The organism is Cohnella sp. GCM10020058, assembly GCF_042683485.1.
GTDB lineage: Bacteria > Bacillota > Bacilli > Paenibacillales > Paenibacillaceae > Cohnella.
In genome coordinates, this window is record NZ_JBHUJV010000017.1 from 442,905 (window position 1) to 466,292 (window position 23,388).

Here is a 23,388-nt window from a genome sequence, read left to right on the forward strand (position 1 = left end):
AAAATATGCCATGCTCTTTTTTGGCGTTTATTCCGGTTCCCGGTAACGGACCCCGCTCAGCATGTAGCTCCAGTAATCATGATTGCCGTTCCAGACGGATTCGCGGTCTCCCGGCAGTTCCACCGAACAAACGCGTGGGAGCGGCCAATCAGTCTCAATAAGCGTATCTGTGTTTGTTTCGCTGATATGAAGCAGATTGTATTCATGCGCGACAAAACCGTCCAGCGTATCCCGCAGCTCCTTCACCTCTTCAAAGGTGCCCCCGCACCTTACGAATAGCAATCGCTGTCCGTTGGCGGCCCGCTCCAAAAACCTGTCCCGCTGGCGATCGTATTTCGTTTTGACATATGCGTACATCTCAAGGTTAAAGGGATCGTTTTGATGCGCGAAGAAGTCATGATTGGAGATTACATTGTAGAAAGTTTCTCTGACGAGATGGTGGGTGCCGCCGAACGTGTTTTCGAACTTTAAATGTCTCCGCTCCATAAAGCCTTCACAGCGGTTCCGCAGAAATCGGCAGATGTCCGGCAGCGTGTAGGAGGCGACCCAATCGAGAGGGCCTGTGTAAGGCCTCAGACCGTTGCGCTCCAGTTGAATGGCTGTGAGGCATAGCCAACCGAGACTGAAAATGCCGTCATATTCTCCCTTAATATCGGCTAGCCGCATGCCGATTCCTCCTTCAAGATCGTTGACCTCTCTCTACAATGAATGCGGAAATGGACAGGACGGTATGGATGAAGGGAGGGGGTGGAGCGCCGCTTCTGAAATTGACTGTTACCCATGGCCCTGTCCAAAGACTTGCCGGAATCATAACTTGAAGGGAATGGCATACGTAATGGGAGGATTGCGATGAAGCAAATCGTTGAGACGGGCGCGGTCAAGGATAGTTTTCCGCGATTTGCCGTGCGGGATGAGATCGTTCTGACCGCGGTACAACTGCAGGATGTCGAGCCGACGGACGAGATCAAGATCGGAATCGAAATCGGTTGGGACAATTCGGGCGCATGGGATATGGGCGAGCTTGAGATTCTGCTTCGTAAAGGCAGCCCGGAAGGAGAAGTCGTCGAGTGGTCGCTTGAATCTTGCTTTTCAAGCGCCTTTACAAAGATCGCTTACAAGACGATCGGCGGGGAGCGGTCGCAGTCGTATTATTTGACCGTTCGATCGCCGCATGGGCGTGCAGTTATAAGCGGTCCTTATTGGCTCAAAGCAAACGTCCGCTCCGGACAATATAAAAGCCGTTGAACTATGCGTTCAACGGCTTCGTACGGGCGCTGCGCCTGGCGGACCATAGCCGCCAGCCGGTCAATAAGGCGCCGGCCATGCAGATGGCCGATGCCGTCAAAAATACGATGTGCATGCCGGCAAGGAACAAATCGGGACTCGCGGAGCCAAAATCCTTGATTCGGCTGCCGGCTCTGGCGCTCATGACGCCGAAAAGCGTCGTTGTCGCCAGCGTGATGCCGGCGACCATGCCGACGTTGCGTATGAGCGCGTTGATGCTGCCGGCGATGCCTAACTGCGTCTTGGGCACCTTGGACATGACTAGCGAATTGTTCGGCGACTGGAACAGGCCGCTGCCGAGACCCAGCAGCGCCATCCAGGTGCCGGCAAGCGCCACCGAACTGCCCTCGTCGAGTCGGGCCAAGCCAAGCTGAGCGACAATCAACACGATCAGGCCGATAAACGTCAGCAGCTCGGAGCCGATCTTGTCGGAGAGAGCGCCGCTCAGCGGCGCGACGACAACCATGACGATCGGGAACAGCATCATGAGCAATCCCGCTTGGGACGGCGTCAAGCCCAGAATGTCCTGAACGTAAAAGGGAGCGATGATGTTAAAGCAGGCATTGGCGACGAACACGAGAAAGCCGCAAAGGATGCTTAGCGAAAACAGCGGGTTGCGAAACATCGAAAGCTGCAGCAGCGGCGAAACAGTTCTCTTTTCGAAACGGATAAAATAAGCGAACACAAGCACAGAAGCCGCAAGCGATCCCATGATCCATGGATGATCGTATCCATATTGCTGCCCGAGCAGAAGCCCTGCGAACAGCAGTAAAATAAAGAAGGTGAACAGCGCGCTGCCGGTCCCGTCGATCTTGACCTTGAGCTTGGTCATATCCGGCGGGAGCTTCCGCAACCCGATCGCGAGTGCGGCAAGACCGACAGGAACATTGACCCAAAAAATATACTCCCATCCGAGGCCGGACAATATCAGCCCGCCCAAACTCGGTCCGGCAATAATGCCGAGAGAGACAAAGGTGCCGGTCAGCCCCAGCGCTTTTCCGCGCTCGCTGCCGGGGAAGATGTCGGTGACGATCCCCTGGCTGTTCGCCATCGTCATCGATGCGCCGAGCGCTTGGACGAGTCGAGAAGCGATGATGGCCGTCAAGCTGCTGCTGAGCCCGCACAAGAGTGAACCAACCGTAAATATCATCATGCCCAACCGGAATATTTTGATTTTCCCGATAATGTCGCCGAGCTTCCCGAAAAACAGAATGGCGGCGCAGATGGTCATCAGGTAGGCGGTGACGATCCATTCGGTCTGCGCGACGGGAAGCTGCAGCTCCCGCGAGACGACAGGGAGGGCGATGTTGACGATGCTGCCATCCAATGTAGCCATGAACGTGAACAAATTGAGAATGACGAGAATGAGCCAACGGTTTTTTTGGATAATCGGATCGTCCTGATAAGTCATCGCATGCCAACCTTCCTTTACCGATGTCCATGGACAAGTTATGGTTGCGAGTGCAACTAATTATGCAAGCCTAGTTTAACTCAATTTAGTTGCGACAGCAACTGATTTGCGCTAAGCTAGACATATTCGATTGCATCGCCTAAAGGAGGGCCGGCATGAGACCGTACACGGTAGGCAAACTCATGTCATTCATCAACCGCATCGCGCAACGGGAACTGGCCGAAAAGCTGAAGCCGCACGGCATCGGAAGCGGCGGGCAGCATAGCTACTTGAAAGCGATTTTGTCAACGCCGGGCATGAATCAGGACAAGCTGACGAGCGTGGTGAAGTTCGACAAAGCGACGACGACGCGCTGCATCCGGCAGCTTGAGGAAGCGGGTTATGTGAGTCGAACGGTGGACGAGGACGACCGCCGGTCGTACAGGCTGTACCCGACCGAGCTTGCCGTCGCTTTTGAACCGACCCTGCAAGCGATATTGGACGAATATAACCGGTTGTTGACCGATCATTTGACGGCAAGTGAAATTGAAACGCTGCATGGGCTGCTGCACAAAATGTATGCCGGATTGGACGCGTCTTTCGCCGGTAATTCAATGGGAAATCAATGAGAAATCAATAATTGCGCCTCCAAGGCGCGCAATTATCGCGCAGATTGTTAATGGAAGTGGACAACCGCTTCAGGACCGGACTGGATTTATGCCCTGGTCATTTGGCATCCTAAAAGTATCCCTGCCGACCGCCGGCGAAACCAAGCGAGGTGCAGTTCATGAAGCTGATATTTTTGGGTACGAGCGCGGGCCGGCCTACGGCGCATCGCAACGTAACGTCGATGGCGCTAGTCTTTCCCGAAGATCAAAACCGATTCTGGCTGTTCGACGCCGGCGAGGGCACGCAGCATCAGCTGTTGAAGTCCAAGCTCAAGCTTGGCAAGCTGAACCGGATTTTTATCACGCATATGCATGGAGATCATTTATACGGATTGCCCGGCATTTTAAGCAGCCGAACGTATTACGAAGGCGCGGACAAGCTCGAGCTGTACGGCCCTCCCGGACTTCGAGCATACGTAGAGAGCGTTCTGCTTTACAGCGAGGCGCATTTGAATTACGAGCTTGGCATTCACGAGCTCGAAGGCGACGGCGAAGCGTTCGATGACGGACGCTTCAGAATTGTAGCCGGCGAGCTGGTGCATCGCGTTCGCAGCTTCGGTTATCGGATCGAGGAGCACCCGCGCTTGGGGCAACTTGACTTGGCGTACCTGGCCAGCCGAGGCGTCCCGCCCGGCCCGCTGTACGGCAAGCTGAAGCGCGGAGAGGATATTGTGCTGCCCGACGGCTCCGTCATCCGGGCGGCCGAAGCAGTCGGTCCCTGCGCGAAAGGACGAGTCGTCACGATATTGGGCGATACGGTCAAATGCGAACGCGCCGCCCTCTTGGCCGAAAATGCCGATGTGCTCGTACACGAAGGGACATTCGGCATCGGGCTGGAAGAGAAGGCGGCGCTTTACGGGCATTCGACGTTTCTGCAAGCGGCTGAAACGGCCTCGCTCGCCGGAGCCAAGCGACTTATTGTCAGCCATATCAGCGCGCGGTACGCCGACGAGGACGTCGAAGCGCTGATCGCTCAAGCCGAGGCGATATTCCCGAATATTGAAGCAGCATTCGACTTCAAGGAAGTATGCATATAGATTCGCTGAAGTCAGGAGGATGGAAACAATGAGCGCCAACGAAAAAATTAAATTGACTTCGCTGTCGAGCAAGGGCGGCTGCGGCTGCAAGATCGGCCCCGGCGATCTGTCCGAGGTAATCCGGAGCTTGCCCGCATGGTCAGCGGATCCTAATCTGCTCGTCGGCATCGATACGAGCGACGACGCAGGCGTGTACAAGCTGAACGACGAGCTGGCGATCGTGCAGACCGTCGATTTTTTTACGCCGATCGTGGACGACCCCTACGAATTCGGCCAGATCGCCGCGGCTAATGCCATTAGCGACATCTATGCGATGGGCGGCAAGCCGTTAACAGCGCTGAACATCGTTGCATTCCCGATCAACACGCTCGACAAGCAAGTTCTCGCCGATATATTGCGCGGCGCCGGAGACAAAGTCCGCGAAGCGGGTGCGACGCTTGTCGGCGGCCATTCCATCGACGACAAAGAGCCGAAGTTCGGACTGGCCGTCACCGGCATCATTCACCCGGACCGCGTTAAAACAAACGCTGGCGCCAAGCCCGGCAACAAGCTGATTCTGACCAAGCCGATCGGCGTCGGCATCCTGACGACATCGATTAAAAACGATCGGCTGAGCGAGAGCGAGATCGCACGCGTGACGCAGGTGATGGCCACGTTGAACAAAACAGCCGCAGAGACGATGGCAGGCTATACGGTGGACGGCTGTACCGACGTTACGGGCTTCGGGTTGCTTGGGCATGCGCTCGAGATGGCCAAAGGCAGCGGCGTCGGCATCCGGATCCGACAAGCTGACGTGCCGGTGCTGCCGCGCGTCAGGGAACTCGCGGATAGCGGGCTCGTGCCGGGCGGCACGAAAAAGAATTTCGAGCATGTATCGCCGCACGTTACGTTTCCCGATGCGCTGGATCAAACCGATCGCTGGGTGCTCTGCGACGCAGTCACCTCCGGCGGGCTGCTTATCGCCGCAGCGGGCGACCAAGCGGACGCACTGCTCGAGGCGCTTGTTGCAGCCGGCGTCGAAGCAAGCATCGTCGGCGAGACGGTCGCCGAGCATCCGGGACAAATCGTCGTCGTCTGACGGAGGAGCGTGGCAGCATGTTCACTGACATTCCATGGAATGAGCTTTCCGAAAAACGGCTTCATAAGCCCGTCACGCTGATCGACGTACGATCGCCCGGCGAATTCGGCAAGGCTACGATTCCAGGCAGCATCAATATCCCCTTGTTCAATGACGAGGAACGGGCGGAGGTCGGCACGATCTACACGCAGGTCGGCTCGGACGCCGCCAAGGAACGGGGACTCGAGCTTGTATCGGCCAAGCTTCCTGCATTTATCAAACAATTTTCAGCGATTCCGGGCGATAAGGTTGTATTCTGCTGGCGGGGCGGCATGCGCAGCAAGACGACGGCCACCGTACTGTCGCTTATGGGAATCTACAGCCAGCGCCTCGCAGGCGGGTATCGCGCCTATCGTCAATGGGTGACCGGGCAGCTCGAGACGCTTGTCTTCCCGCCGACGCCGATCGTGCTGCAAGGCTCGACAGGATCGGGGAAAACGGAAATATTGACGCGGCTTAAGCAAGAGGGACGGCCCGTTATCGATCTGGAGGGGATGGCCGGACACCGCGGTTCGATCTTCGGCGGCATCGGCCTTAAGCCGAACAATCAAAAGACGTTCGATGCGCTGCTACTCGATGCGCTGATCGCTTACCGCGACGAGCCCTTCGTTCTCTTCGAAGCCGAGAGCAAGCGCATCGGCAAAATCGTCGTGCCCGACGTGTTGTACGGTTCCCGTTCGCGCGGCTACCAGATCACGCTCGAGCTTCCTGTAGAAGTCCGCGCCGCGCAAATTTTGCGCGACTATGAGCCTTCTAAGCATGAGCAGGCCTGCATCGTCGCTTTTTCCCGCATTCGAGAGCGCATCCATACGCCGATCGCGGCAGAGATCGACGGCTGCCTTAGAAGCGGGCGTTATGCGCCGGCGGTAGAGCTGCTGCTGAAATATTATTACGATCCGCTGTATGCGCATTCGTCGGCGTCCGCGCTCGAACCCGGCGTCCGCCATGTAACGGTCCAAGCCGATTCGGCCGAAGCGGCCTATGCGGCGACGAAGCGGGCGATCGAGTCGATCATAGACGACCCGTCAGGGAACTAAGGAAGCCCATCCATTCGAATACGGTTGAAAAACGGAAAGACGCTTTCTTCCCGCGTTTGCGGAAAGGAAGCGTCTTTTTTAAGCGATGATCAAACCAAACCGGCCCGGTTATTAATAAGCCGACCAGCCGCCGTCCGCCGTCACGACGGTGCCGTTGACGAACGCCGAGTCGTCGGAAGCCAGGAACAGCGCGACCGAAGCGATCGCCGCCGGATCGCCGACGTCCGTGCGCTGCAGCGCCATGCCGGCCATCGCTTGCTCGAGACCGAACGGATCCGGCTGGGAGCCGCCGATGCCGATGTTGGTCGCTACCGCGCCGGGAGCGATTGCGTTGCAGCGGATGCCGAGCTTGCCGTATTGGAAGCCGACGTTTTTGGTCAGGCCGATGACGGCATGCTTGGAAGCCGTGTATGCCGCGCCTGCGCGGGAGCCGAACAGCCCGCCGACGGATGCCGTATTGACGATAACGCCTTTTCCTTGCGCCTTCATAATCGGCAGCGCTTTGCGAATCGCCCGCATCGGTCCCGTCACGTTAATGTCCATCACGCGCGTCCACATCTCGTCGGTAACCGCTTCGGCGGACATCATGCCATCCATTATGCCTGCGTTGTTGACGAGGACGTCAAGGCTTCCGAAGCGCTCGACAGCCGTATCGATCATGCGGGAAACGTCTTCTTCCTTGGAAACGTTGGCGACGACGCCCTTAGCCTGACCGCCTGCCGCAGCGATCTCGGCGACTACCGCGTCGACGGCTGCGCCGTTGATGTCGGCGACGATGACCTTTGCGCCTTCTTGCGCGAACAGCAAGGCCATCGCTTTACCCATGCCCGAGGCGGCGCCCGTAATAACGACGGATTTATTCTGCAGCTTCATTCGAATCATCCTCCGGATCGTGTAATGTTGGCTGTGTTGTTTGGCGACATTGTGTCGCCTATAATAATAACGAACGGGAAGGGCTACCGGCGTACACTTTGCCCGAATGTGTAGTTTAACCGCAAAATTAGGGAACATTGCAATCGCGCGAAAGGGGAAATGGATGCGGATGCCGCGTGCGCATGAGTCCGATTCGAGAGTCGTCAGGTCCCGCAAAGCGCTGAAGTGGGCGCTGCTGCAGCTGCTGTCGGAGAAGCCGTTCAGCCTCATCAAGACAAACGAAATCGCGAGGTCGGCCGGCATCAACCGGGTGACGTTCTACGATCACTTTTCCACAAAGGAAGAGCTGTTGGACGAGATCGTCGATGACGTGCTTTCCGAATACGGAGACATTATAGAAGGCAGTCCGGGAGATGCGAAGGCGCTTGCTTCCTCCGACGAACTTTACCATACGATTCGCAGCTCGGTTCGGCATATTAAGAAGCACGCCGAATTTTACCGCATCATGCTGCTGACCAACGGCGTGCCGGATTTGTCCAACCGGCTTCACGACCAGATGAGCGCTTCGCTTCATAAAACATTCCGCAAAGCCGGGGCGCTCTCGCCCGCCATCGAATACGACCTGTATATCGATTGGATTATTGGCGGCGCGATCGGCATTTATAAGCATTGGCTGCAAAACGGGCTTCGGCAAACCGAGGAAGAAATCGCAAAGCAGATGCTGATCATCACGACAGCCTCGAGCCGCGGACTCGATCAGCCGCGCATACGTTAGCCTCGGCAAGGACAAGCAGCACGTAAATAAATCGTCGATCGTCGCAAGTTTCGGTTTGGAGACCGTGGTCGGCGTATGGTACGATGCCTAGGAGCGTACTTAAATTCGGAGTCGATACGGGAAAATACGGGAGGAGAGCACGCATGACGATTACTGTGGGGCAAGTGCTGGATACATTGATAGCGCCGGTCGGCAAGCTGGCGGACACGGTCGATACGCTCAAGAGCGGCAATCCGGATGAAGAGGTGCGCGGTATTGCAGTCGTATTCATGGCCACCTTTGACGTTATTCGCCGCGCAGTCGCATCCGGGGCCAATCTGATCATCACGCATGAACCGACCTATTACAGTCACCTGGATGAAACCGACTGGCTGAACGGCGACCCGGTATACGAGCGCAAGCACGCCTTGATCGCTTCGTCCGGCGTTACGATTTTCCGGCTTCACGATTATATTCATAAATACAAGCCCGACGGAATCGTCGACGGCATGCTGCATGCGCTCGGCTGGGGAGCTTACGCCGATCCGGAACAACCGGTGCTGCTGACGCTGCCAAAGGAAGCGGCACACACCGTCCGGTCCATCGCAGAGGAGGTCAAGAGCAAGCTGGGCATCGATAATGTGCAGGTCGCGGGCGATCCCGATCTTCCCGTAACTCGCTTCGCCTTCGCGGTCGGGGCACCCGGCGGGCGCAGACAGATGACGATTCTCAAGGAGCCGGACATCGAATTGCTGATTGCCGGCGAGACCAATGAATGGGAAACCAACGAATACGTACGGGATGCGGCGGACATGGGCTTGAACAAGGCATTGATTATTCTTGGTCACCAAAAGAGCGAGGAGCTTGGCATGCGCACGGTCGTCAAGCTGCTGCGCGACGCCTTCCCGGCATTGCCGGTCGATCACTTGGAATTGCCTTTGGCATTACAGCGAATCTAAACGCGGAAATTAGACATAACGCGTGAACTAGAAATAACGCGAGAATTAGACATAAAAAATAGACGGAAGCAGGTTACTTCGGCATGGCAGCGACGGACAGTCAGAAATACCGGTTCAGTGAAGCTCCGCTTTGGGAGCTTCAGCGCGCTTATTACGAGCAACTGGGCTTGAAGGCCTGGAACAACGACCAGGTCCCGCAATATATTACGAGCAATCCGATGATCGGAGCGGCTTATGCGGAAATGATCTTCGGCTTTTTGCAGGACAGGGCGGCGCAAGGAGAGACGGAGGAGGCAGTAACGCTTGTCGAGCTGGGCGCAGGCGCAGGACGCCTCGCCTATCATGTGCTGCATGAGCTATCCCTTTTGCAAACATACGCGGAAATCGCTTTGCCGCCTTTCAGGTACGTCATGACCGATCTTGCGCTTAAAAACGTGGAAGGCTGGCGCCGGCATCCGGCACTGGCGACATTTATCGAGCAAGGCGTACTCGATGTTGCGACCTTCGACGCCGAGCACGATACGGAGCTCAAGCTGCTCGTCTCCGGCGAGACGATCGCGCCGGGACAGCTTCGCCAGCCTTTGCTTGTCGTGGCAAATTACTTTTTCGACGCCATTCCGCAGGAGCTCATCTACATCGGGGACGGTCTCGTATACGATTGCGACGTCGCCGTCGGCTTGACGGATCCCGAACCGGGACTGACGCTGTCGGAGCAGCTTAAGCGGACGACGCTGACGTACGAGCACCGGCGGGCGCTGCGTTACGAGGAAGACCAATACCCTTACCGCGACGTGATCGCGCTGTATCAGCGCGAGCTAGAAGATTCGCACGTGCTTTTTCCGGAGATCGGCTTGCGGTGTCTGGAGCGGCTGGGGGGCCTGTCGCGCGCCGGTTTCGCCATGATCACGGCCGATAAGGGAGACCATCGGCTCGACAACTGGCGCTTCGCGGAACCGCCGCAGCTCGTCCATCATGGGAGCATCTCCCTGACGGCGAATTATCACGCGATCCAGCATGTATTCGAGAGCAGGGGAGCAGAAGCGCTTTTCACGGACCATCATTACAATAACATCAATGTGGCGTGTATTCTCGTGCTGGAATCGCCCAAACGTTATGTGAACACCAGACTTGCATACCGCAAAAGCGTCGCGCGTTTTGGACCCGACGATTTCTTCAGCTTGAAGCTGCTGGCCGATCGCGAGATCGAGACGCTGCGGCTTCAGCAAATTCTCGCGTTCTGGCGACTCGGCGGCTACGATGCGGAATGGTTCATTCAGACCGCGAGGCGCATCTCCAGCCTGCTTGCGGACGCGAACGACGAAGAAAAGCTGGACTTGCGCGCCGGCATTTTCCGGATGTGGACGTCTTTCTATATCATGCCGCAGCGCTACGACCTTGCGCTCGACGCCGGCTTGATCCTTTTTGAGATGGACATGTATGCGGATGCCAAAACGCTGCTGGAAGCCTCGGCACAGGCCGACGACGATCCGGTATCGACCGTTTATTTTTGCCTTGCGATCTGCAGTCTGGAGCTGGGGCAGGAGGAAGAAGCGCGGACGTACCTGCAACGGGCGCTGGAGCTTGAGCCCGATCACGAGGAAGCGCTCGAGCTGCTTGCGGCGCTGGGCTAATGGCTAATGGCTAAGGCTGAGGTTCAGCCTGGAGCGCTTGAAGCACAAGCACAATTGCAAGAATAAAGACCTCTTCCCGTCGCATGCGGGAAGAGGTCTTTATTTCAAGCCAGCTCGATCGGCGTCAAATAGGAGAGCTCTTCGCTCTTTTCTTTGCGGAAGCGGCCGGGCGTCATGCCCGTCCATTTGGAAAACTGACGGATGAAGCTTTGCGCATTGTCATAACCGATCCGGCGTGCGATCTCTTCGAGCGATAACCGGGTGTTCGCTAGAAGATGCATCGCTTCTTGCTGCCGCAGCACAAACAAGTACTGGCGGGGAGACATCCGGTAAGCTTCGCTGAACGCTCTGTAGCAATGCCTCCGGCTATAGCCAAGCCGGTCCGCGATCGCTTCCATCCAGTTGTCCTGAAATACGGAATCTTCATCGGAGGCTTCCGCTTCAGGGCGCGAGACGATGGATTCGATTTCTCTGGCGATGAGCAGCGGCAGCGCATCCGGCTCGCTTGCATTTGCGCCGATGCGTGCGTTTGCTTCGTCTTCCAGCATTTCAAGCAAAGCGTATACGAGACGGTAGGTACCGGGCTTGGAATCTCCGCGTTCGAACCGCTCTCTTATATCGGAGACAGTCTCAATGAGCTTCGGCGTCACAGCACGGTCTTGCCCAAGCAGCATCACGCCGGCTTCGCCGATCCGTCGCATGAATACGGGATCGTCGATCTGAACATGGAATACGAAGTAGCGCATCGCCGTTTCCGCGCGGAACGTATGGAGCAGCATGGGAGGGACGACCAACAGTTCCCCTGCCGACTGCGTGATGCGGGAGCCTCCGACGTCACCGCCCTGCATGCCTTCGAGCACAAAATTGATTTCCAGCATCCGATGATGCAAATGCCTGGCGCAACGCCAGTCCGCCGGCACGGAAGCGACATGCGCACCGTATAAATACGCTTCGGCTTTGCTATTCGGATACGATTTGAAAGGCACGTTGCCTCCGATGAGCGCCATGTCAAACCTCGTTCCCGGCAGGATGTCCGATTTGGTGCATCGCTAGCCTCAATTAAGGCCCATTTCAACCTAACATTCCTTGAATAAGCCATCTATACTACGGGTAACGATATCACGATTCGTTCGGGATACGCAATTCGAAGGGGGATGGAAACGCATGAAGCTCGTATTGATCGGAGGCGGCAGCTTCGTATTCGCGCCGACCGTGCTGGAGGACGCGATCGTCAAGCATCGGCTCGAAGGCTCGCTGGTATTGGTCGATCCGAATCTGGAGGCGGCGAAGGCGCTCGCAGCGGCGGGGAGAAGGATCGCAAGCGAGTTGAACGTACCGCTTCGGATCGAGGCGGCATCGGATCGCCGGGAGGCGCTGTCCGGCGCGGACTTCGTCATCGTGTCCGCCTCTCCGCAGGGCGCAAGACGCTGGCGCATGGACTACGATATCCTCTCGGCGGCCGGAATGGCCGATCAAGCCAGAGAATGCGGCGGCCTCGGCGGATTGCTGAATTCGCTGCGTTCGATCTCGCTTGTCCTCGATGTCTGCGCTGACATGGAGGAGATTTGCCCTTTGGCGATGCTGCTCGACGTTACGAATCCGATGCCGCGCGTCGTCACCGCGATCGACCGCTATACCCGTATCCGATCGGCCGGATTTTGCAATATCGCCTACCGCGGCAGCAAAGGATACGAGCTCTTGGCAAAGCTGCTGGACAGGGACCGCGAAAGTCTGGACATTGTCACCGGCGGGCTTAATCACTTCGCCTGGGTGATGTCCATCAGAGACAAATCGACGGGCGAGGACTTGATGCCGGAGTTGAAGCGATTGATCGATAGCGGCGACTGGGGCCGCTTCGACGAATGGCTCCGCCGCGAGCTGGCCGTTATTCGCCGCTGGCTCGGCGAGTACGGCGGTATCGCTGCGGGTGCCGTCGATCATCACGGGGAATACCTGCCCAAGCAGGAAGGCATCCATTATCCGGAGACGCCGCCCTATCATGGCACGGAGGCGGAGCGGGAGGCGCGGCTGCAAGAAATTTGGGAGATCGCGGAGGGCAAGCGAGACTGGCGCGAGCTGTTCGACGATCCGAGCTGGGAGCATCCGGTGGATCTGGCCGTCCTGCTTCACGGCGGCAATGCCGCACGCGTAGACATCCTGAACGTCCGCAACGAAGGCGCGATCGCACAGCTCCCGTCCGATCGCATCGTCGAGCTTCCGGTCGCCTTGTCGGACGGAAAGTTGCAGCCGGTCGCCCTGTCGCCTTTCCCGGATAAGCTGGCCGAATTGATAAGGACCGTATCCGACGTCCACGAGTGGGTCGCGGAAGCGGCCGCGACAGGAAGCCGCGACGCGGCAAGACGCGCGGTCGAGATCGATCCGGCGATCGGAGCCGCGGACAAAGACAAGGCGCTCTCCGCGCTCGATCGGATGCTGGAGGCGCATGCCGACCTGCTGCCGCGCTTCGCGACCCGTTGAGCTTTGCGCAGCCCAATTCTATCGGCTGCTCCATTCGATCAGATACCGCACGCAATCGGAAGCCCGAATTCATCGACATGCCCAGACCCTTGCGCAGCAAGGGTTTTTCTCATGGTTCCAATACCTCAACAAAGGGCAAAGGAACGCAAGAATGTCTTCTATCGGCATGCCGGGGGGTCGTCTATACTAAAAGCGATTTTTAACTTTAAGTCAGCCGCGGACAGCCGTACGGCCGCCATCGGCGGCACGGCAGCCGCGCCGAAGGAGCAAGCATGCCAATGGAAGCCAAGTCTGCGCAGTCAACGAAAATCAGAAGCATGGACGAGATCGATCGGGAAAAATTCGCGCCTGCGGGCACGCCGCTCGAGGGCGATGCGATCGCGGTCGAACTGACGCGAGGGGACAAGCGCCACGGCGAAGGCGTCGCGAAGCTGTCGCTGGACGGCGCGTGGGAGCTCGCCATGGAAGGAGCGGAGACGGAGCGTCTGACCGTTCCTTGGACGGACGCCATCGCCGCCGAAGTGCCCGGGAGCGTCCATACGGCGCTGCTCGAAGCGGGGATCATCCCGGATCCGTACGTCGGCCAGAACGACCGGATCGCCAAGAGCTACAGCTTCAAGACATGGTGGCTTCGGAAGACCTTCGAATGGGATGAAGCCGGCGGCAGGACGCGACTGTTGTTCGGAGGCGTCTGCGATTCGTGCGCGGTTTGGTTGAACGGGCGAAGACTTGGCGAGCACAAGGGCATGTTCGGCGGTCCGGATTTCGAAGTGGGAGACTTGCTCCGATCCGGCGCCAACGAACTCGTCGTCCGCCTCGATCCGGCGCCTTATTTGGAACGCACGACGGAAATGAACGACTTTTTCAACGGCATGAACGTCGGCTGGCTCACGACGGCCGTCTTTAACAACGTCTACGGCTGGCATTATATCGATCTGCCCGCGCTCGGCATTTGGCGTTCCGTGACGGTCGAACGGACGCCTGACATTGAAGTCAATAATCCGTTCATCGGCACGATAGACGCGAGCGAAGGATTAATGCGGTTAAATGTCGAGCTGAAAAGCGATAAGCTGCCGATTCAAGGCGAGCTTTCGGTGACGATCGCGCCCGACAACTTCAAAGGCGAGCCGTATAACTTTATTCATGCGGTTAGCGAGGACGATACGGAAACCGGGCTGTTGTTCGAGTTCCATATTCCGGCGCCGCGGCTGTGGTGGCCGAACGGGCTCGGCGAGCACCCCTTATATAAGCTTGAAGTGTCCTTCTCGACCGAAGAAGGCGGCGCGACGGCCGGAACAGCCAAGTGCGTTTTCGGCATCCGCACGATCGAGATGCGCCCGACGGCGGAAGGCCCCCGTGAAGATTGGTACAATTGGATTTTTGTCGTCAACGGCAAGCCGATGTTCGTCAAGGGCGCCAACTGGTGCACGCTCGACGCGCTCATGCGGTTCGAACGGGAACGCTACGACCGTTTTCTGACGCTGGCGGAGGAATCCAACATACAATTGCTTCGGGCTTGGGGGAGCGGCATGCCGGAGACGGACGACTTCTATGAGCTTGCGGACCGTAAAGGCCTGATGGTCATCCAGGAGTGGCCGACCGCCTGGGACAGCGACCGCGTGCAGCCGTTCGACATCCTCGAGGAGACGGCCGTCCGCAACACGCTGCGCTTGCGCAATCATCCTTCGCTCGTCATGTGGGGCGGAGGCAACGAATCCGCGGATCCGACCGGCCCCGCCATCGACATGTTCGGCAAGCTGGCCTGGGAGCTTGACGGCACGCGACCTTTCCACCGGGGCGAGGCATGGGGAGGAAGCCGCCACAACTATGAGGTCTATTGGAGCAAAAAGCCGCTGGATCGCAACCTGTCGCTCGCATGGCCGTTTATCGGCGAGTTCGGACTGGCGTCCATGCCGAACCTGGAGACGGTCCTGCGATACTTGCCGGAGAACGAGCGCGACGTGTGGCCCGCGCCGGAGGACGGCACGCTTATCCACCGCACGCCTGTTTTTAATCTCAAGTGGTGCATGGATAAACTGCTGTTCTATTCCTCCGCGTTCACCGGCAACGATTCGATCGAAGCGTTCGTGACCGGCACGCAGCTCGCGCAGGCGACGGGGGTGCGCCACACGCTCGAGCTGGCGCGCTCGCGCTGGCCCGAGTCGACCGGTATCGCCTTCTATAAGCTCAACGACAACAATCCGGCCGCCTCCTGGTCGACGGTCGACTGGCACGGCATCCCGAAGCTGGCCTACTACTTCATCAAGGACGCTTACGAGCCGCTCCATGCCGCCATCCTCTTGCAGACGTTCGCGCCCGGCGCGGAAGGCCTGTCCGCACCGGTCTATCTGTTCGACGATGCGGGCGCGTTGAAGAACACGGCTTGGGAAGTCACGATCCGCGCCTTCGACAAACAGCTTGCAGAGATTGCCAGAACGGTATACAAAGAGAATAGCGCAGACGAAGCCGTCCGGCGCATCGGAACGTTCGAGCTGTCGGGCGAGCAGACGGATACATGCCCGCTGCTGCTTGTCACGGAGCTGCGAACGCCCGGCGCGCCGGTCAAGCGATCGTTCAGCTGGCTGAACTTCGAGCAGGACAACGGCTGTCTGTTCAGACTGCCGGAGGCGCGCCTCTCGTGGCAAATGGATGGCGATCGGGTCGAGGTCGTAAACGTTGGAGACGTGCCGGCCGTCGCCGTTCGGCTCGCATTCGGCGACGACGAGGAGAATGCCGCCCCCGAAGAGCAATATTTTTGGCTCGACGCCGGCGAGACGAAGTCGATCCGGATCGGCGATGCGACGATTGTCGGCGTGACCGCCTGGAATACGCGTTAACGAGGGAGGCGGTAAGCCCGCGCATCGGTGCGGCTGCCGCCTCTCTTCAGTCGAGGGAGATCATCAGCTTCGAGAGAGAAGAGAGGGATCGTCATGGGCAGCGGCAAAAGGCAGGTCTCGATTCTGGTCAAGCTGATCGTCACGTTTTTGATCGTCATCGCGCCGATGTACGGCATCGGCGCGGCGATCAACAGCTGGGGCGGCGAGCGTGTCCGGTCGGAGGTGTATCATTCCTTGCAATCCCAGGAGTCCTTTTACTTGGAGACGTTCGAAAACGAGATTACGCGCATGGAAAATTTGCTCCGGGAATACGTGAACGACGAGGACTTGGTGTCGCTGGGCATCCTGCCGGACAGCTTGACGGAATTCCAGAAGCTAGGCGCGTTCAAACGGCTTCAGCAGCGGCTCATTTTTTTAAAGGAATCGAGCGTCTACATCTCTCGGGTAAGCGTATACATTCCGCCGATCGGCAAGACGATCAGCGACGAATCGATGGCGGAAGAGTTAACGCAGGACCGGCTGCGCCTTTTGAAGACCGATCTGCTTAAGCAGCCGAAGCCTTTGTTTTACCATGACGAAGGCGACTACTATTTACGCGAGTATTATCCGAATTCCTTGCACGACGACAAACGCGATCCGATGTTCGTCCTCGAGCTTGAGCTGTCCTTGCCCGAGCTGCAGCGATACTTAGCCAGCGTCACCAACTATGAAGGCGCGGGCGGCGCCATTCTGCAAGGCGATGCGGATCTCGTTCATATTGGTAACGAACAGGCATTCGCCGCGATCAGCTCGACCATTCGCCACAGGCTGGAAATGGACGCGATCGAATCCGATGCCGACCATTCGTTTACCGATACGATTCGCTTCGGGGGACAGCGATATCTGACCGTATCCAGCTATTCGGCCTCGCTGAAGATGACCTTGCTATCCTTCATTCCCGAACGCGCCGTGCTGGGAACGCTGGATCAATACCGCGTCTATTTATGGCTGATCTCCGCGGTGGCGCTCGTCGTCATCGTCGTGTTTTCCTACTATATGTACAGGCTGATCCACAGGCCGCTAAGCAAGCTCGTCCGCGCATTCGGCAAAGTCGAAACCGGCGATCTGCAGGTCGCCTTCGTATCCAACCGCAGCGATGAATTCCAGTATCTATTCGACCGTTTCAACGGAATGGTCGCCCGCTTGAATACGCTGATCTTCGAAGTATACGAACAGAAAATCTCCGCGCAAGCTTCCGAGCTGAAGCAGCTTCAATCCCAGATCAATCCCCATTTTTTATACAACAGCTTTTATTTGCTCTACCGGATGACCAAAGCGCACGACTACGACAATGCGACGCGCTTCACTAAATATTTAGGCGATTATTTCCAATATATGACCCGCACGGGCAGCCAGGAGGTGACGCTCGCCAACGAGCTGAGCCATGCGCGCGTCTTCGCGGACATTCAATCGATTCGCTTCGGCAACCGCATCGCTTTTCGCATGCAGGATCTGCCCGCGAAGTTCGCGGACGTCGTCGTGCCTCGCCTGATCCTCCAACCGGTCGTGGAAAACGTCTATCAGCACGGGTTTTCCGAAGGTCACGAAGGCCGGTTTTTGTCCGTCGAATTCGAAGAAAAGGAGACGGATGCGGGACTGCCGACGCTCGCGATCGTCTTCGAGGACAACGGGAAGGGCATGGACGACGAAACGCTGGACAAATGGCAGGCATTGCTTGGCGGCGCGTCGCGGCCGGAAGAGACGACCGGCATGTACAACGTGCACCGGAGACTGTCGCTATGGTTCGGAGCGGACGGCGGGGTCGAGATCGCGCAGCGGGAAGGCGGCGGATTGCGCGTAAGCGTCCGGATACCGATCGGCATGGAACGGGAAGAGGGGGGACGGGAAGATGACGACATTAATGCTGGTTGACGACGAACCGATCGCCATCGACTATTTGGCGGACTTGATCCGCGAACAAGCGGACGTGGAGGCGGAGGTGATGAAGGCGTATTCGGGAGCCGAGGCCTGCCGCCGGATGGAGGACGTCCGCATCGACGTGCTCGTGACGGACATTCGCATGCCCGGCATGAGCGGGATCGAGTTGGCCGAACGGGTGCGGGAAAGATGGCCGAGATGCCGCGTCGTTTTTCTGACGGGGCACGGCGACTTCGGCTACGCGCAGACGGCGATCCGCCAGGGCGGGACCGATTATGTGCTGAAGACGGAAGGCGACGAGACGATTTTTGCCGCGATCCGCAAGGCGCTGCGGGACCTCGCGCAGGAGATCGACCGCGAGGAGATTTTATCCCGCGCGCGCGGTCAGCTGCAAGAGGCGCTGCCCGCACTGCGGCGCGATTACTTGCTGCAGCTTGCCGAAGGGGCGGCGGATGCGGACGAAGCGAGAATGCGCCGCTTCGAGGAGCTGAAGATTCCTTTGGACGCGACCGGGACGGTGACGATCGCCTTCGGACGCATCGACGATTGGGGACCGTTCGCCTCCGCATCGACGAGGACGCTGCTGCCGTTCGCCATCCACAACATCGCGGAAGAGTGCTTGACGCCTTCGCTGCGCGTCGTGACGCTGTCGGTTTCAAGAGATCGTTTTCTATGGCTCGCGCAATCGCGAAGCCATGCCGGGCAGCCGGCGGCGGACGAGCGTACGCCGCGCACGCTAGTGAGCGAGGCGGAGCATGTTCAGCGGTCTTGCGCAAGTTTGTTAAAGGCGTCGATCTCGCTCGCGGTCGCTTCGCGGCCCGTCGCTTGGACCGAGCTGCCGGGCAGGCTCGAGCGGTTGAAGCTTCAGCTCGCGGGCGGTGTCGGCCATGCGGCGGAGCTGCTCATGATGGCGCAGGACGAGGAACAGCCCGTTCAATCCCGTACAAGCCGCGATTACTCGGCCGAGAACGAGCTTCGGGCGGAGCTGCGCAAGCTCGATCTGCTGGAGTCTTATTTGGACAATGGGGAAAAGGAAGCCGCCGTCCAGCTCTTCAAGTCGCTGACGGACGCGGCAAATTCGTTGACGAGCTGCGCGAGAGGGGAGCGGCTGCGCTGCGAGCTGTTCGCGCAGCTGTCCGCGTTTTTGCTCGGGTACGCGAACAAAAGGCAGCTGTCCGCACCGGCGGGCGCGCCGTTCCCGGCGGATCTCGTCGCCAATCTGGGCGCGCATGCCGACACGGCGAGCGGCATCCGGTATTTGGCCAAGATCGGGGAGTCTCTCGCCGAATACAACGGCAAAAAACAGATGGAGCGCGCAAACGATCTGATCGGAACGCTGCACGGCTATATCCATGAATTTATCGGGGAAGAGCTGTCCTTGACCCGGCTGTCCGAGGTCGTTCACCTCAGCTCGTTTTATCTGTCCCGTGTGTACAAGCAAATGACGGGCCAGGGATTGCTCGAATATATCACGGAGGTCCGCATCCAGCGGGCCAAGCTGCTGCTCAAAACGACGGATCTGAAGGTGCACGAGATCGCGGCACAGATCGGTCTCGAATCGCCGGCTTACTTCACCAGACTGTTCAAAAAGGAAACTTCCACGACGCCGCAGGAGTACCGCGAATCCTAAAACGCAACAAGCAAAATCGGGCAACGGAGCGCAAAAACGTCCCGTATCGCCGAAAAATCGCCCGGATTTATAATGAAAACGTAAACAAGAACGAACATGCCGAGAGGGGAAACGCAATGAACAAGCATAACAAAAAGAGAATTCGCAAAGGCACGGCAACGGTCACGATCCTCACGCTGACCGCAGTTCTTGCAAGCGCTTGCGGAAACAACGGCAATAACGAAGCCGCATCGCCGTCGGCGTCTGCGACGGCGTCCGGCAGCGCATCGGCCACCGCTTCGTCATCGGCGACTGCTTCCGCGACGGCGAGCGCATCGCCGTCCGCGACCGACGGAGAAGTCGGCTTCGCCAAGTACGATCCGCCCATCGAAGTGACGACCGTGCGGTCCACGGATTCGACCATTAAGTTCGCGGCCGGCGATTCGCTCGACAGCAACATCTGGACCAAAATCTTCGAAGAGCAGTACGGCATCAAAGTGAAAAACCAATGGGTCGTGGACGCGGGTCAATACCATCAGAAGCTGAACGTCTCGATCGCTTCGGGCGACCTGCCGGACTTCGTCGAGGTCAACCGCGAAGAGATGAAGCGGCTCGTGGACGCGGACATGCTGGAGGACCTCACCGGCATCTTCGACCAATACGCGTCCAAGGATCTGAAGGATATGCTGGCCCAGGACGGCGGCGTCGGCATCAAGGCGGCGACCTTCGACGGCAAGCTGTACGGCGTGCCGCGCACGTTCGCCAACGGCGGCATCAGCACGGCGGAGATGATCTACGTCCGCACGGACTGGCTGCAGAAGCTTAACCTGCCCGAGCCGAAGACGATGGACGATCTGATCAAGACCGCCAAAGCGTTCGCGACGCAGGACCCCGACGGCAACGGCAAGAACGATACGGTCGGATTGGGCGTGGACAACGCATTCTTCGACTACGGCCAAGGCTCGCTGCGCGGCTTTATTAACGGCTTCCACGCCTATCCGAACATTTGGGTGAAGGATGCGTCCGGCAATCTCGTTTTCGGCTCGACGCAGCCGCAGGTCAAGCAAGCGCTGGCCGCGCTGCAGGACCTGTACAAGGCCGGCGCGATCGACAAGGAATTCGGCGTCAAGCCGTCGTCCAAGATCGCCGAAGAAATCGGCGCGGGCAAGATCGGGCTCGCCTACGGTTTCGTGGCGGACGTCTATATCCAAAACGTCAATCATACCAACGATCCGAAGGCGCAATGGAAGGTGCTGCCGCTCGTCTCCGCGGATGCGGACAAAGCGACGCCGCAGCTGTTCGATACGGCGAACTCCTTCTACGTGGTCAAGAAGGGCACCAAAAATCCCGAAGCCGCGATCAAGCTCGCCAACATTTACGTGAAGCACAGATATATGACGGATTACGGGGATAAGGTCAATCCGTTCGTGACGGATCCCGCGACGAAGATCATGGCCTCGAAGTTCGCGCCGGTCATCAGCGATCCGATGAATTACAACCTGGATAACTATCGCCAGGTCCAGCAGTACCTCAAGGAAGGCGACGCCTCCAAGGTGACGCTTAACGCCAAGCTCGGCGCCGAAGGCCTGCAAAAATTCAAGGACGGCGACGACACGCTCTGGCAGGGCAATCTGCTCCTCGGCGAAGGCGGCAGCTACGGCGTCGTGGATTACTACGATCAGAACGGCGGGGGCGTCTACGACCAATTCCAGCTGTCGGCGACGCCGACGATGGCGGATAAGCTGCCGACCCTGAAGAAGAAAGAGATGGAGACGTTCACCAAGATCATCATGGGCGACGCATCCGTCGACGAGTTCGACAAGTTCGTCGCGGACTTCGGCAAGCTCGGCGGAGACGCGATCACCAAGGAAATCAACGAAGCCGTGAAATAACGAACGGGTGGGGGCGAGGCTCTGGCTTCGTCCCTTTCTATTGCCGCTAAAGAGAGACAAAACGGAGAAGGAGATGAATCGAATGCAAAAATGGCGGCTGCAATGGCCTCTTCATCTGATGATTATGCCCGGCATCGTCGGCATTTTGATTTTTTGTTACTACCCGATGGCGGGCGTCATCATCGCTTTTCAGAATTATATGCCGAACCGCGGACTGTTCCATTCTCCCTGGATCGGCTGGGATAACTTCCGGTACGTGCTCGATACGCCCGACGTATATCACGTGCTATGGAATACCGTTTTTATTGCCGTCATGAAGATCGTCGTCGGACTGATCGTGCCGATCACCGTCGCGCTGCTGCTGAACGAGATCCGCAGGCAGGTGTGGAAGCGCTGGATCCAGACACTCATTTATTTGCCCCACTTTTTATCCTGGGTCATTCTGAGCGGCATTCTCATCGATATTTTGTCTCCGAGCGAAGGGATCGTCAACGCCCTCATCAAAGGTCTCGGCTTGCCGCCGGTATTTTTTCTGGGCGACAACAGCTGGTTCCCGTTCACCCTGGTGTTCTCCAACGAATGGAAGGAATTCGGCTTCAGCACGATCGTTTATCTGGCCGCCATCACGGGCATCAACCCCTCCTTGTACGAGGCGGCGACGGTGGACGGCGCGAACAGATGGCAGCAGACCCGCAACATCACGCTGCCCGGCATGGCACCGATCATCGTGCTTATGGCCACATTGAGCATCGGCAACGTTCTGAATGCCGGGTTCGACCAGGTATTCAATTTATATAGCCCGCTCGTCTACGAGAGCGGAGACATTTTGGACACCTTCGTCTATCGAATCGGCATGATCGACGCGCAATACGGGGTCGCGACGGCCGTCGGCTTGTTCCGTTCCGTCGTCTCGCTCGTGCTGATTTCCATATCCTACAGCCTGGCTTACCGTTTCGCGAACTACAGAATTTTCTAGAAAGGGAGGACTCGAAATGCCTGAATACGCAGCCTGGCCCCGCAAAGCGTTCAACGCCGCGAACTATGCCGTGCTGATCTTGCTGGCCGTCCTATGCGTGCTGCCGCTCGTTCACCTGCTGGCCATGTCGCTCAGCACCAATGCAGCGGTATCCGCCGGCAAGGTTACGCTGTGGCCAATCGGCTTCAACTGGGAGTCGTACCGTTTCATCTTAAATAAACCCGAGTTTCTACGTTCGCTCGGCGTATCCTTGCAGCGTCTCGCGCTCGGCGTCGTCATCAACATGCTGATCACGATCCTGGTCGCTTACCCGCTGTCCAAGGAAGCGTCCGCGTTCAAGGGAAGGTCCGTTTACGTCTGGATTTTCGTGTTCACGATGCTGTTCAGCGGCGGCATCATCCCGGTGTATATGACGATCCGCTCGCTCGGTTTGATCGATTCGATCTGGGCGCTCGTCCTGATTCCGGCGGTCAACGTATTCAACATCGTCATACTGCTCAATTTCTTCAGAGGCTTGCCCAAGGAGCTCGAGGAGGCGGCCGTCGTGGACGGCGCCGGTCAATGGCTCATTCTGTGGCGAATCTACGTGCCGCTGTCCACGCCTTCGCTCGCTACGCTCACGCTATTCTGTCTGGTCAACCACTGGAACTCCTGGTTCGACGGCATTCTGTTCATGAATTCGCCGACGCATTACCCGCTGCAGAGCTATCTCTACACGATCATCGTGAGCGTCGATACGCTCGTGAATTCCAATACGGACGTCGAGACGCTGAGCATCATCTCGGACCGGACGGCCAGAGCCGCGCAGATCTTCCTGGGCGCGCTGCCGATTTTGTGCGTCTATCCGTTCCTGCAGCGTTATTTTACCAAGGGCATCGTACTCGGCAGCGTCAAGGAATAATCGGTACCGAGAGACGCTTGATTTTAAG

19 protein-coding genes are annotated in these 23,388 nt (G+C 58.0%); 15 read left to right on the forward strand and 4 right to left on the reverse strand.

Translation table 11 applies throughout. From position 1 onward, the window contains the following. Positions 1-27 precede the first annotated feature (27 nt). A complete protein-coding gene (locus ACFSR7_RS29515; RefSeq protein WP_378167831.1) occupies positions 28-666 on the reverse strand; it encodes a DUF1796 family putative cysteine peptidase in 639 nt (212 codons plus the stop codon). A 183-nt stretch (positions 667-849) separates the two neighbouring features. Here ACFSR7_RS29515 and ACFSR7_RS29520 point away from each other — a divergent pair, with 183 nt between their 5' ends. Further along, on the forward strand, positions 850-1,245 hold the full coding sequence (locus ACFSR7_RS29520) for a hypothetical protein (RefSeq protein WP_378167833.1): 396 nt from the start codon (positions 850-852) through the stop codon (positions 1,243-1,245). A gap of 1 nt (position 1,246) precedes the next feature. Here the strand turns inward: ACFSR7_RS29520 and ACFSR7_RS29525 are convergent, their stop codons facing one another. Continuing rightward, positions 1,247-2,695 carry an MFS transporter gene (locus ACFSR7_RS29525; protein WP_378167835.1) on the reverse strand — a complete coding sequence of 483 codons (1,449 nt, stop codon included), beginning with the start codon at positions 2,693-2,695 and terminating at the stop codon, positions 1,247-1,249. A gap of 155 nt (positions 2,696-2,850) precedes the next feature. Here ACFSR7_RS29525 and ACFSR7_RS29530 point away from each other — a divergent pair, with 155 nt between their 5' ends. The 4 genes from ACFSR7_RS29530 (at position 2,851) to mnmH (ending at position 6,533) form a co-directional block, all read left to right on the forward strand. Next, the gene (locus ACFSR7_RS29530; RefSeq protein ID WP_378167837.1) at positions 2,851-3,303 is read left to right on the forward strand and encodes a MarR family winged helix-turn-helix transcriptional regulator; all 453 of its coding nucleotides are present in this window, start codon (positions 2,851-2,853) and stop codon (positions 3,301-3,303) included. Positions 3,304-3,461: 158 nt separating this feature from the next. Next, on the forward strand, positions 3,462-4,379 hold the full coding sequence (gene rnz, locus ACFSR7_RS29535) for a ribonuclease Z (RefSeq protein ID WP_378167839.1): 918 nt from the start codon (positions 3,462-3,464) through the stop codon (positions 4,377-4,379). Positions 4,380-4,398: 19 nt separating this feature from the next. Continuing rightward, positions 4,399-5,457 carry a selenide, water dikinase SelD gene (gene selD / locus ACFSR7_RS29540; protein ID WP_378167841.1) on the forward strand — a complete coding sequence of 353 codons (1,059 nt, stop codon included), beginning with the start codon at positions 4,399-4,401 and terminating at the stop codon, positions 5,455-5,457. A 17-nt stretch (positions 5,458-5,474) separates the two neighbouring features. Continuing rightward, a complete protein-coding gene (gene mnmH, locus ACFSR7_RS29545; RefSeq protein ID WP_378167843.1) occupies positions 5,475-6,533 on the forward strand; it encodes a tRNA 2-selenouridine(34) synthase MnmH in 1,059 nt (352 codons plus the stop codon). A 111-nt stretch (positions 6,534-6,644) separates the two neighbouring features. On the opposite strand, the gene ACFSR7_RS29550 is transcribed toward mnmH, so the two are convergent. Next, on the reverse strand, positions 6,645-7,406 hold the full coding sequence (locus ACFSR7_RS29550) for a glucose 1-dehydrogenase (protein WP_378167844.1): 762 nt from the start codon (positions 7,404-7,406) through the stop codon (positions 6,645-6,647). Positions 7,407-7,569: 163 nt separating this feature from the next. Between ACFSR7_RS29550 and ACFSR7_RS29555 the strand changes: the two genes are divergently transcribed. The 3 genes from ACFSR7_RS29555 to ACFSR7_RS29565 all read left to right on the forward strand — a co-directional run bounded on the left by ACFSR7_RS29555 (position 7,570) and on the right by ACFSR7_RS29565 (position 10,750). Continuing rightward, a complete protein-coding gene (locus ACFSR7_RS29555) occupies positions 7,570-8,181 on the forward strand; it encodes a TetR/AcrR family transcriptional regulator (RefSeq protein WP_378167846.1) in 612 nt (203 codons plus the stop codon). A 143-nt stretch (positions 8,182-8,324) separates the two neighbouring features. Continuing rightward, positions 8,325-9,119 (forward strand): Nif3-like dinuclear metal center hexameric protein, encoded by a 795-nt coding sequence (locus tag ACFSR7_RS29560; RefSeq protein WP_378167848.1) that lies wholly within the window; start codon positions 8,325-8,327, stop codon positions 9,117-9,119. Positions 9,120-9,202: 83 nt separating this feature from the next. Further along, positions 9,203-10,750, forward strand: coding sequence for an SAM-dependent methyltransferase (locus ACFSR7_RS29565; protein ID WP_378167850.1), 1,548 nt, complete (start codon positions 9,203-9,205; stop codon positions 10,748-10,750). A 104-nt stretch (positions 10,751-10,854) separates the two neighbouring features. Here the strand turns inward: ACFSR7_RS29565 and ACFSR7_RS29570 are convergent, their stop codons facing one another. Then, on the reverse strand, positions 10,855-11,757 hold the full coding sequence (locus tag ACFSR7_RS29570) for a helix-turn-helix domain-containing protein (protein WP_378167851.1): 903 nt from the start codon (positions 11,755-11,757) through the stop codon (positions 10,855-10,857). A gap of 157 nt (positions 11,758-11,914) precedes the next feature. Between ACFSR7_RS29570 and ACFSR7_RS29575 the strand changes: the two genes are divergently transcribed. The 7 genes from ACFSR7_RS29575 to ACFSR7_RS29605 all read left to right on the forward strand — a co-directional run bounded on the left by ACFSR7_RS29575 (position 11,915) and on the right by ACFSR7_RS29605 (position 23,360). Further along, complete coding sequence (locus tag ACFSR7_RS29575) at positions 11,915-13,228, forward strand: family 4 glycosyl hydrolase (protein ID WP_378167853.1); 1,314 nt, start codon at positions 11,915-11,917, stop codon at positions 13,226-13,228. A 278-nt stretch (positions 13,229-13,506) separates the two neighbouring features. After that, entirely contained in the window at positions 13,507-16,065 is a 2,559-nt protein-coding gene (locus ACFSR7_RS29580) for a glycoside hydrolase family 2 protein (protein ID WP_378167855.1), read from the forward strand. A 93-nt stretch (positions 16,066-16,158) separates the two neighbouring features. Next, complete coding sequence (locus ACFSR7_RS29585) at positions 16,159-17,976, forward strand: sensor histidine kinase (protein ID WP_378167857.1); 1,818 nt, start codon at positions 16,159-16,161, stop codon at positions 17,974-17,976. Further along, positions 17,954-19,612, forward strand: coding sequence for a response regulator transcription factor (locus ACFSR7_RS29590; RefSeq protein ID WP_378167859.1), 1,659 nt, complete (start codon positions 17,954-17,956; stop codon positions 19,610-19,612). The genes ACFSR7_RS29585 and ACFSR7_RS29590 overlap by 23 nt, the downstream gene beginning before the upstream one ends. Before the next feature lie 116 nt (positions 19,613-19,728). After that, the gene (locus tag ACFSR7_RS29595; RefSeq protein ID WP_378167861.1) at positions 19,729-21,483 is read left to right on the forward strand and encodes an extracellular solute-binding protein; all 1,755 of its coding nucleotides are present in this window, start codon (positions 19,729-19,731) and stop codon (positions 21,481-21,483) included. 73 nt (positions 21,484-21,556) lie between these two features. Then, positions 21,557-22,459 (forward strand): ABC transporter permease, encoded by a 903-nt coding sequence (locus tag ACFSR7_RS29600; RefSeq protein WP_378167863.1) that lies wholly within the window; start codon positions 21,557-21,559, stop codon positions 22,457-22,459. Positions 22,460-22,475: 16 nt separating this feature from the next. Further along, positions 22,476-23,360, forward strand: a complete 885-nt coding sequence (locus ACFSR7_RS29605; RefSeq protein WP_378167865.1) for a carbohydrate ABC transporter permease — start codon at positions 22,476-22,478, stop codon at positions 23,358-23,360. Positions 23,361-23,388 lie beyond the last annotated feature (28 nt).

Bases quoted from the DNA above. Each gene is read 5' to 3' on its own strand.
- ACFSR7_RS29515 (WP_378167831.1), bottom strand. From the start codon at position 666: ATGCGGCTAGCCGATATTAAGGGAGAATATGACGGCATTTTCAGTCTC.
- ACFSR7_RS29520 (WP_378167833.1), top strand. From the start codon at position 850: ATGAAGCAAATCGTTGAGACGGGCGCGGTCAAGGATAGTTTTCCGCGA.
- ACFSR7_RS29525 (WP_378167835.1), bottom strand. From the start codon at position 2,695: ATGACTTATCAGGACGATCCGATTATCCAAAAAAACCGTTGGCTCATT.
- ACFSR7_RS29530 (WP_378167837.1), top strand. From the start codon at position 2,851: ATGAGACCGTACACGGTAGGCAAACTCATGTCATTCATCAACCGCATC.
- rnz (WP_378167839.1), top strand. From the start codon at position 3,462: ATGAAGCTGATATTTTTGGGTACGAGCGCGGGCCGGCCTACGGCGCAT.
- selD (WP_378167841.1), top strand. From the start codon at position 4,399: ATGGAAACAATGAGCGCCAACGAAAAAATTAAATTGACTTCGCTGTCG.
- mnmH (WP_378167843.1), top strand. From the start codon at position 5,475: ATGTTCACTGACATTCCATGGAATGAGCTTTCCGAAAAACGGCTTCAT.
- ACFSR7_RS29550 (WP_378167844.1), bottom strand. From the start codon at position 7,406: ATGAAGCTGCAGAATAAATCCGTCGTTATTACGGGCGCCGCCTCGGGC.
- ACFSR7_RS29555 (WP_378167846.1), top strand. From the start codon at position 7,570: ATGCGGATGCCGCGTGCGCATGAGTCCGATTCGAGAGTCGTCAGGTCC.
- ACFSR7_RS29560 (WP_378167848.1), top strand. From the start codon at position 8,325: ATGACGATTACTGTGGGGCAAGTGCTGGATACATTGATAGCGCCGGTC.
- ACFSR7_RS29565 (WP_378167850.1), top strand. From the start codon at position 9,203: ATGGCAGCGACGGACAGTCAGAAATACCGGTTCAGTGAAGCTCCGCTT.
- ACFSR7_RS29570 (WP_378167851.1), bottom strand. From the start codon at position 11,757: ATGGCGCTCATCGGAGGCAACGTGCCTTTCAAATCGTATCCGAATAGC.
- ACFSR7_RS29575 (WP_378167853.1), top strand. From the start codon at position 11,915: ATGAAGCTCGTATTGATCGGAGGCGGCAGCTTCGTATTCGCGCCGACC.
- ACFSR7_RS29580 (WP_378167855.1), top strand. From the start codon at position 13,507: ATGGAAGCCAAGTCTGCGCAGTCAACGAAAATCAGAAGCATGGACGAG.
- ACFSR7_RS29585 (WP_378167857.1), top strand. From the start codon at position 16,159: ATGGGCAGCGGCAAAAGGCAGGTCTCGATTCTGGTCAAGCTGATCGTC.
- ACFSR7_RS29590 (WP_378167859.1), top strand. From the start codon at position 17,954: ATGACGACATTAATGCTGGTTGACGACGAACCGATCGCCATCGACTAT.
- ACFSR7_RS29595 (WP_378167861.1), top strand. From the start codon at position 19,729: ATGAACAAGCATAACAAAAAGAGAATTCGCAAAGGCACGGCAACGGTC.
- ACFSR7_RS29600 (WP_378167863.1), top strand. From the start codon at position 21,557: ATGAATCGAATGCAAAAATGGCGGCTGCAATGGCCTCTTCATCTGATG.
- ACFSR7_RS29605 (WP_378167865.1), top strand. From the start codon at position 22,476: ATGCCTGAATACGCAGCCTGGCCCCGCAAAGCGTTCAACGCCGCGAAC.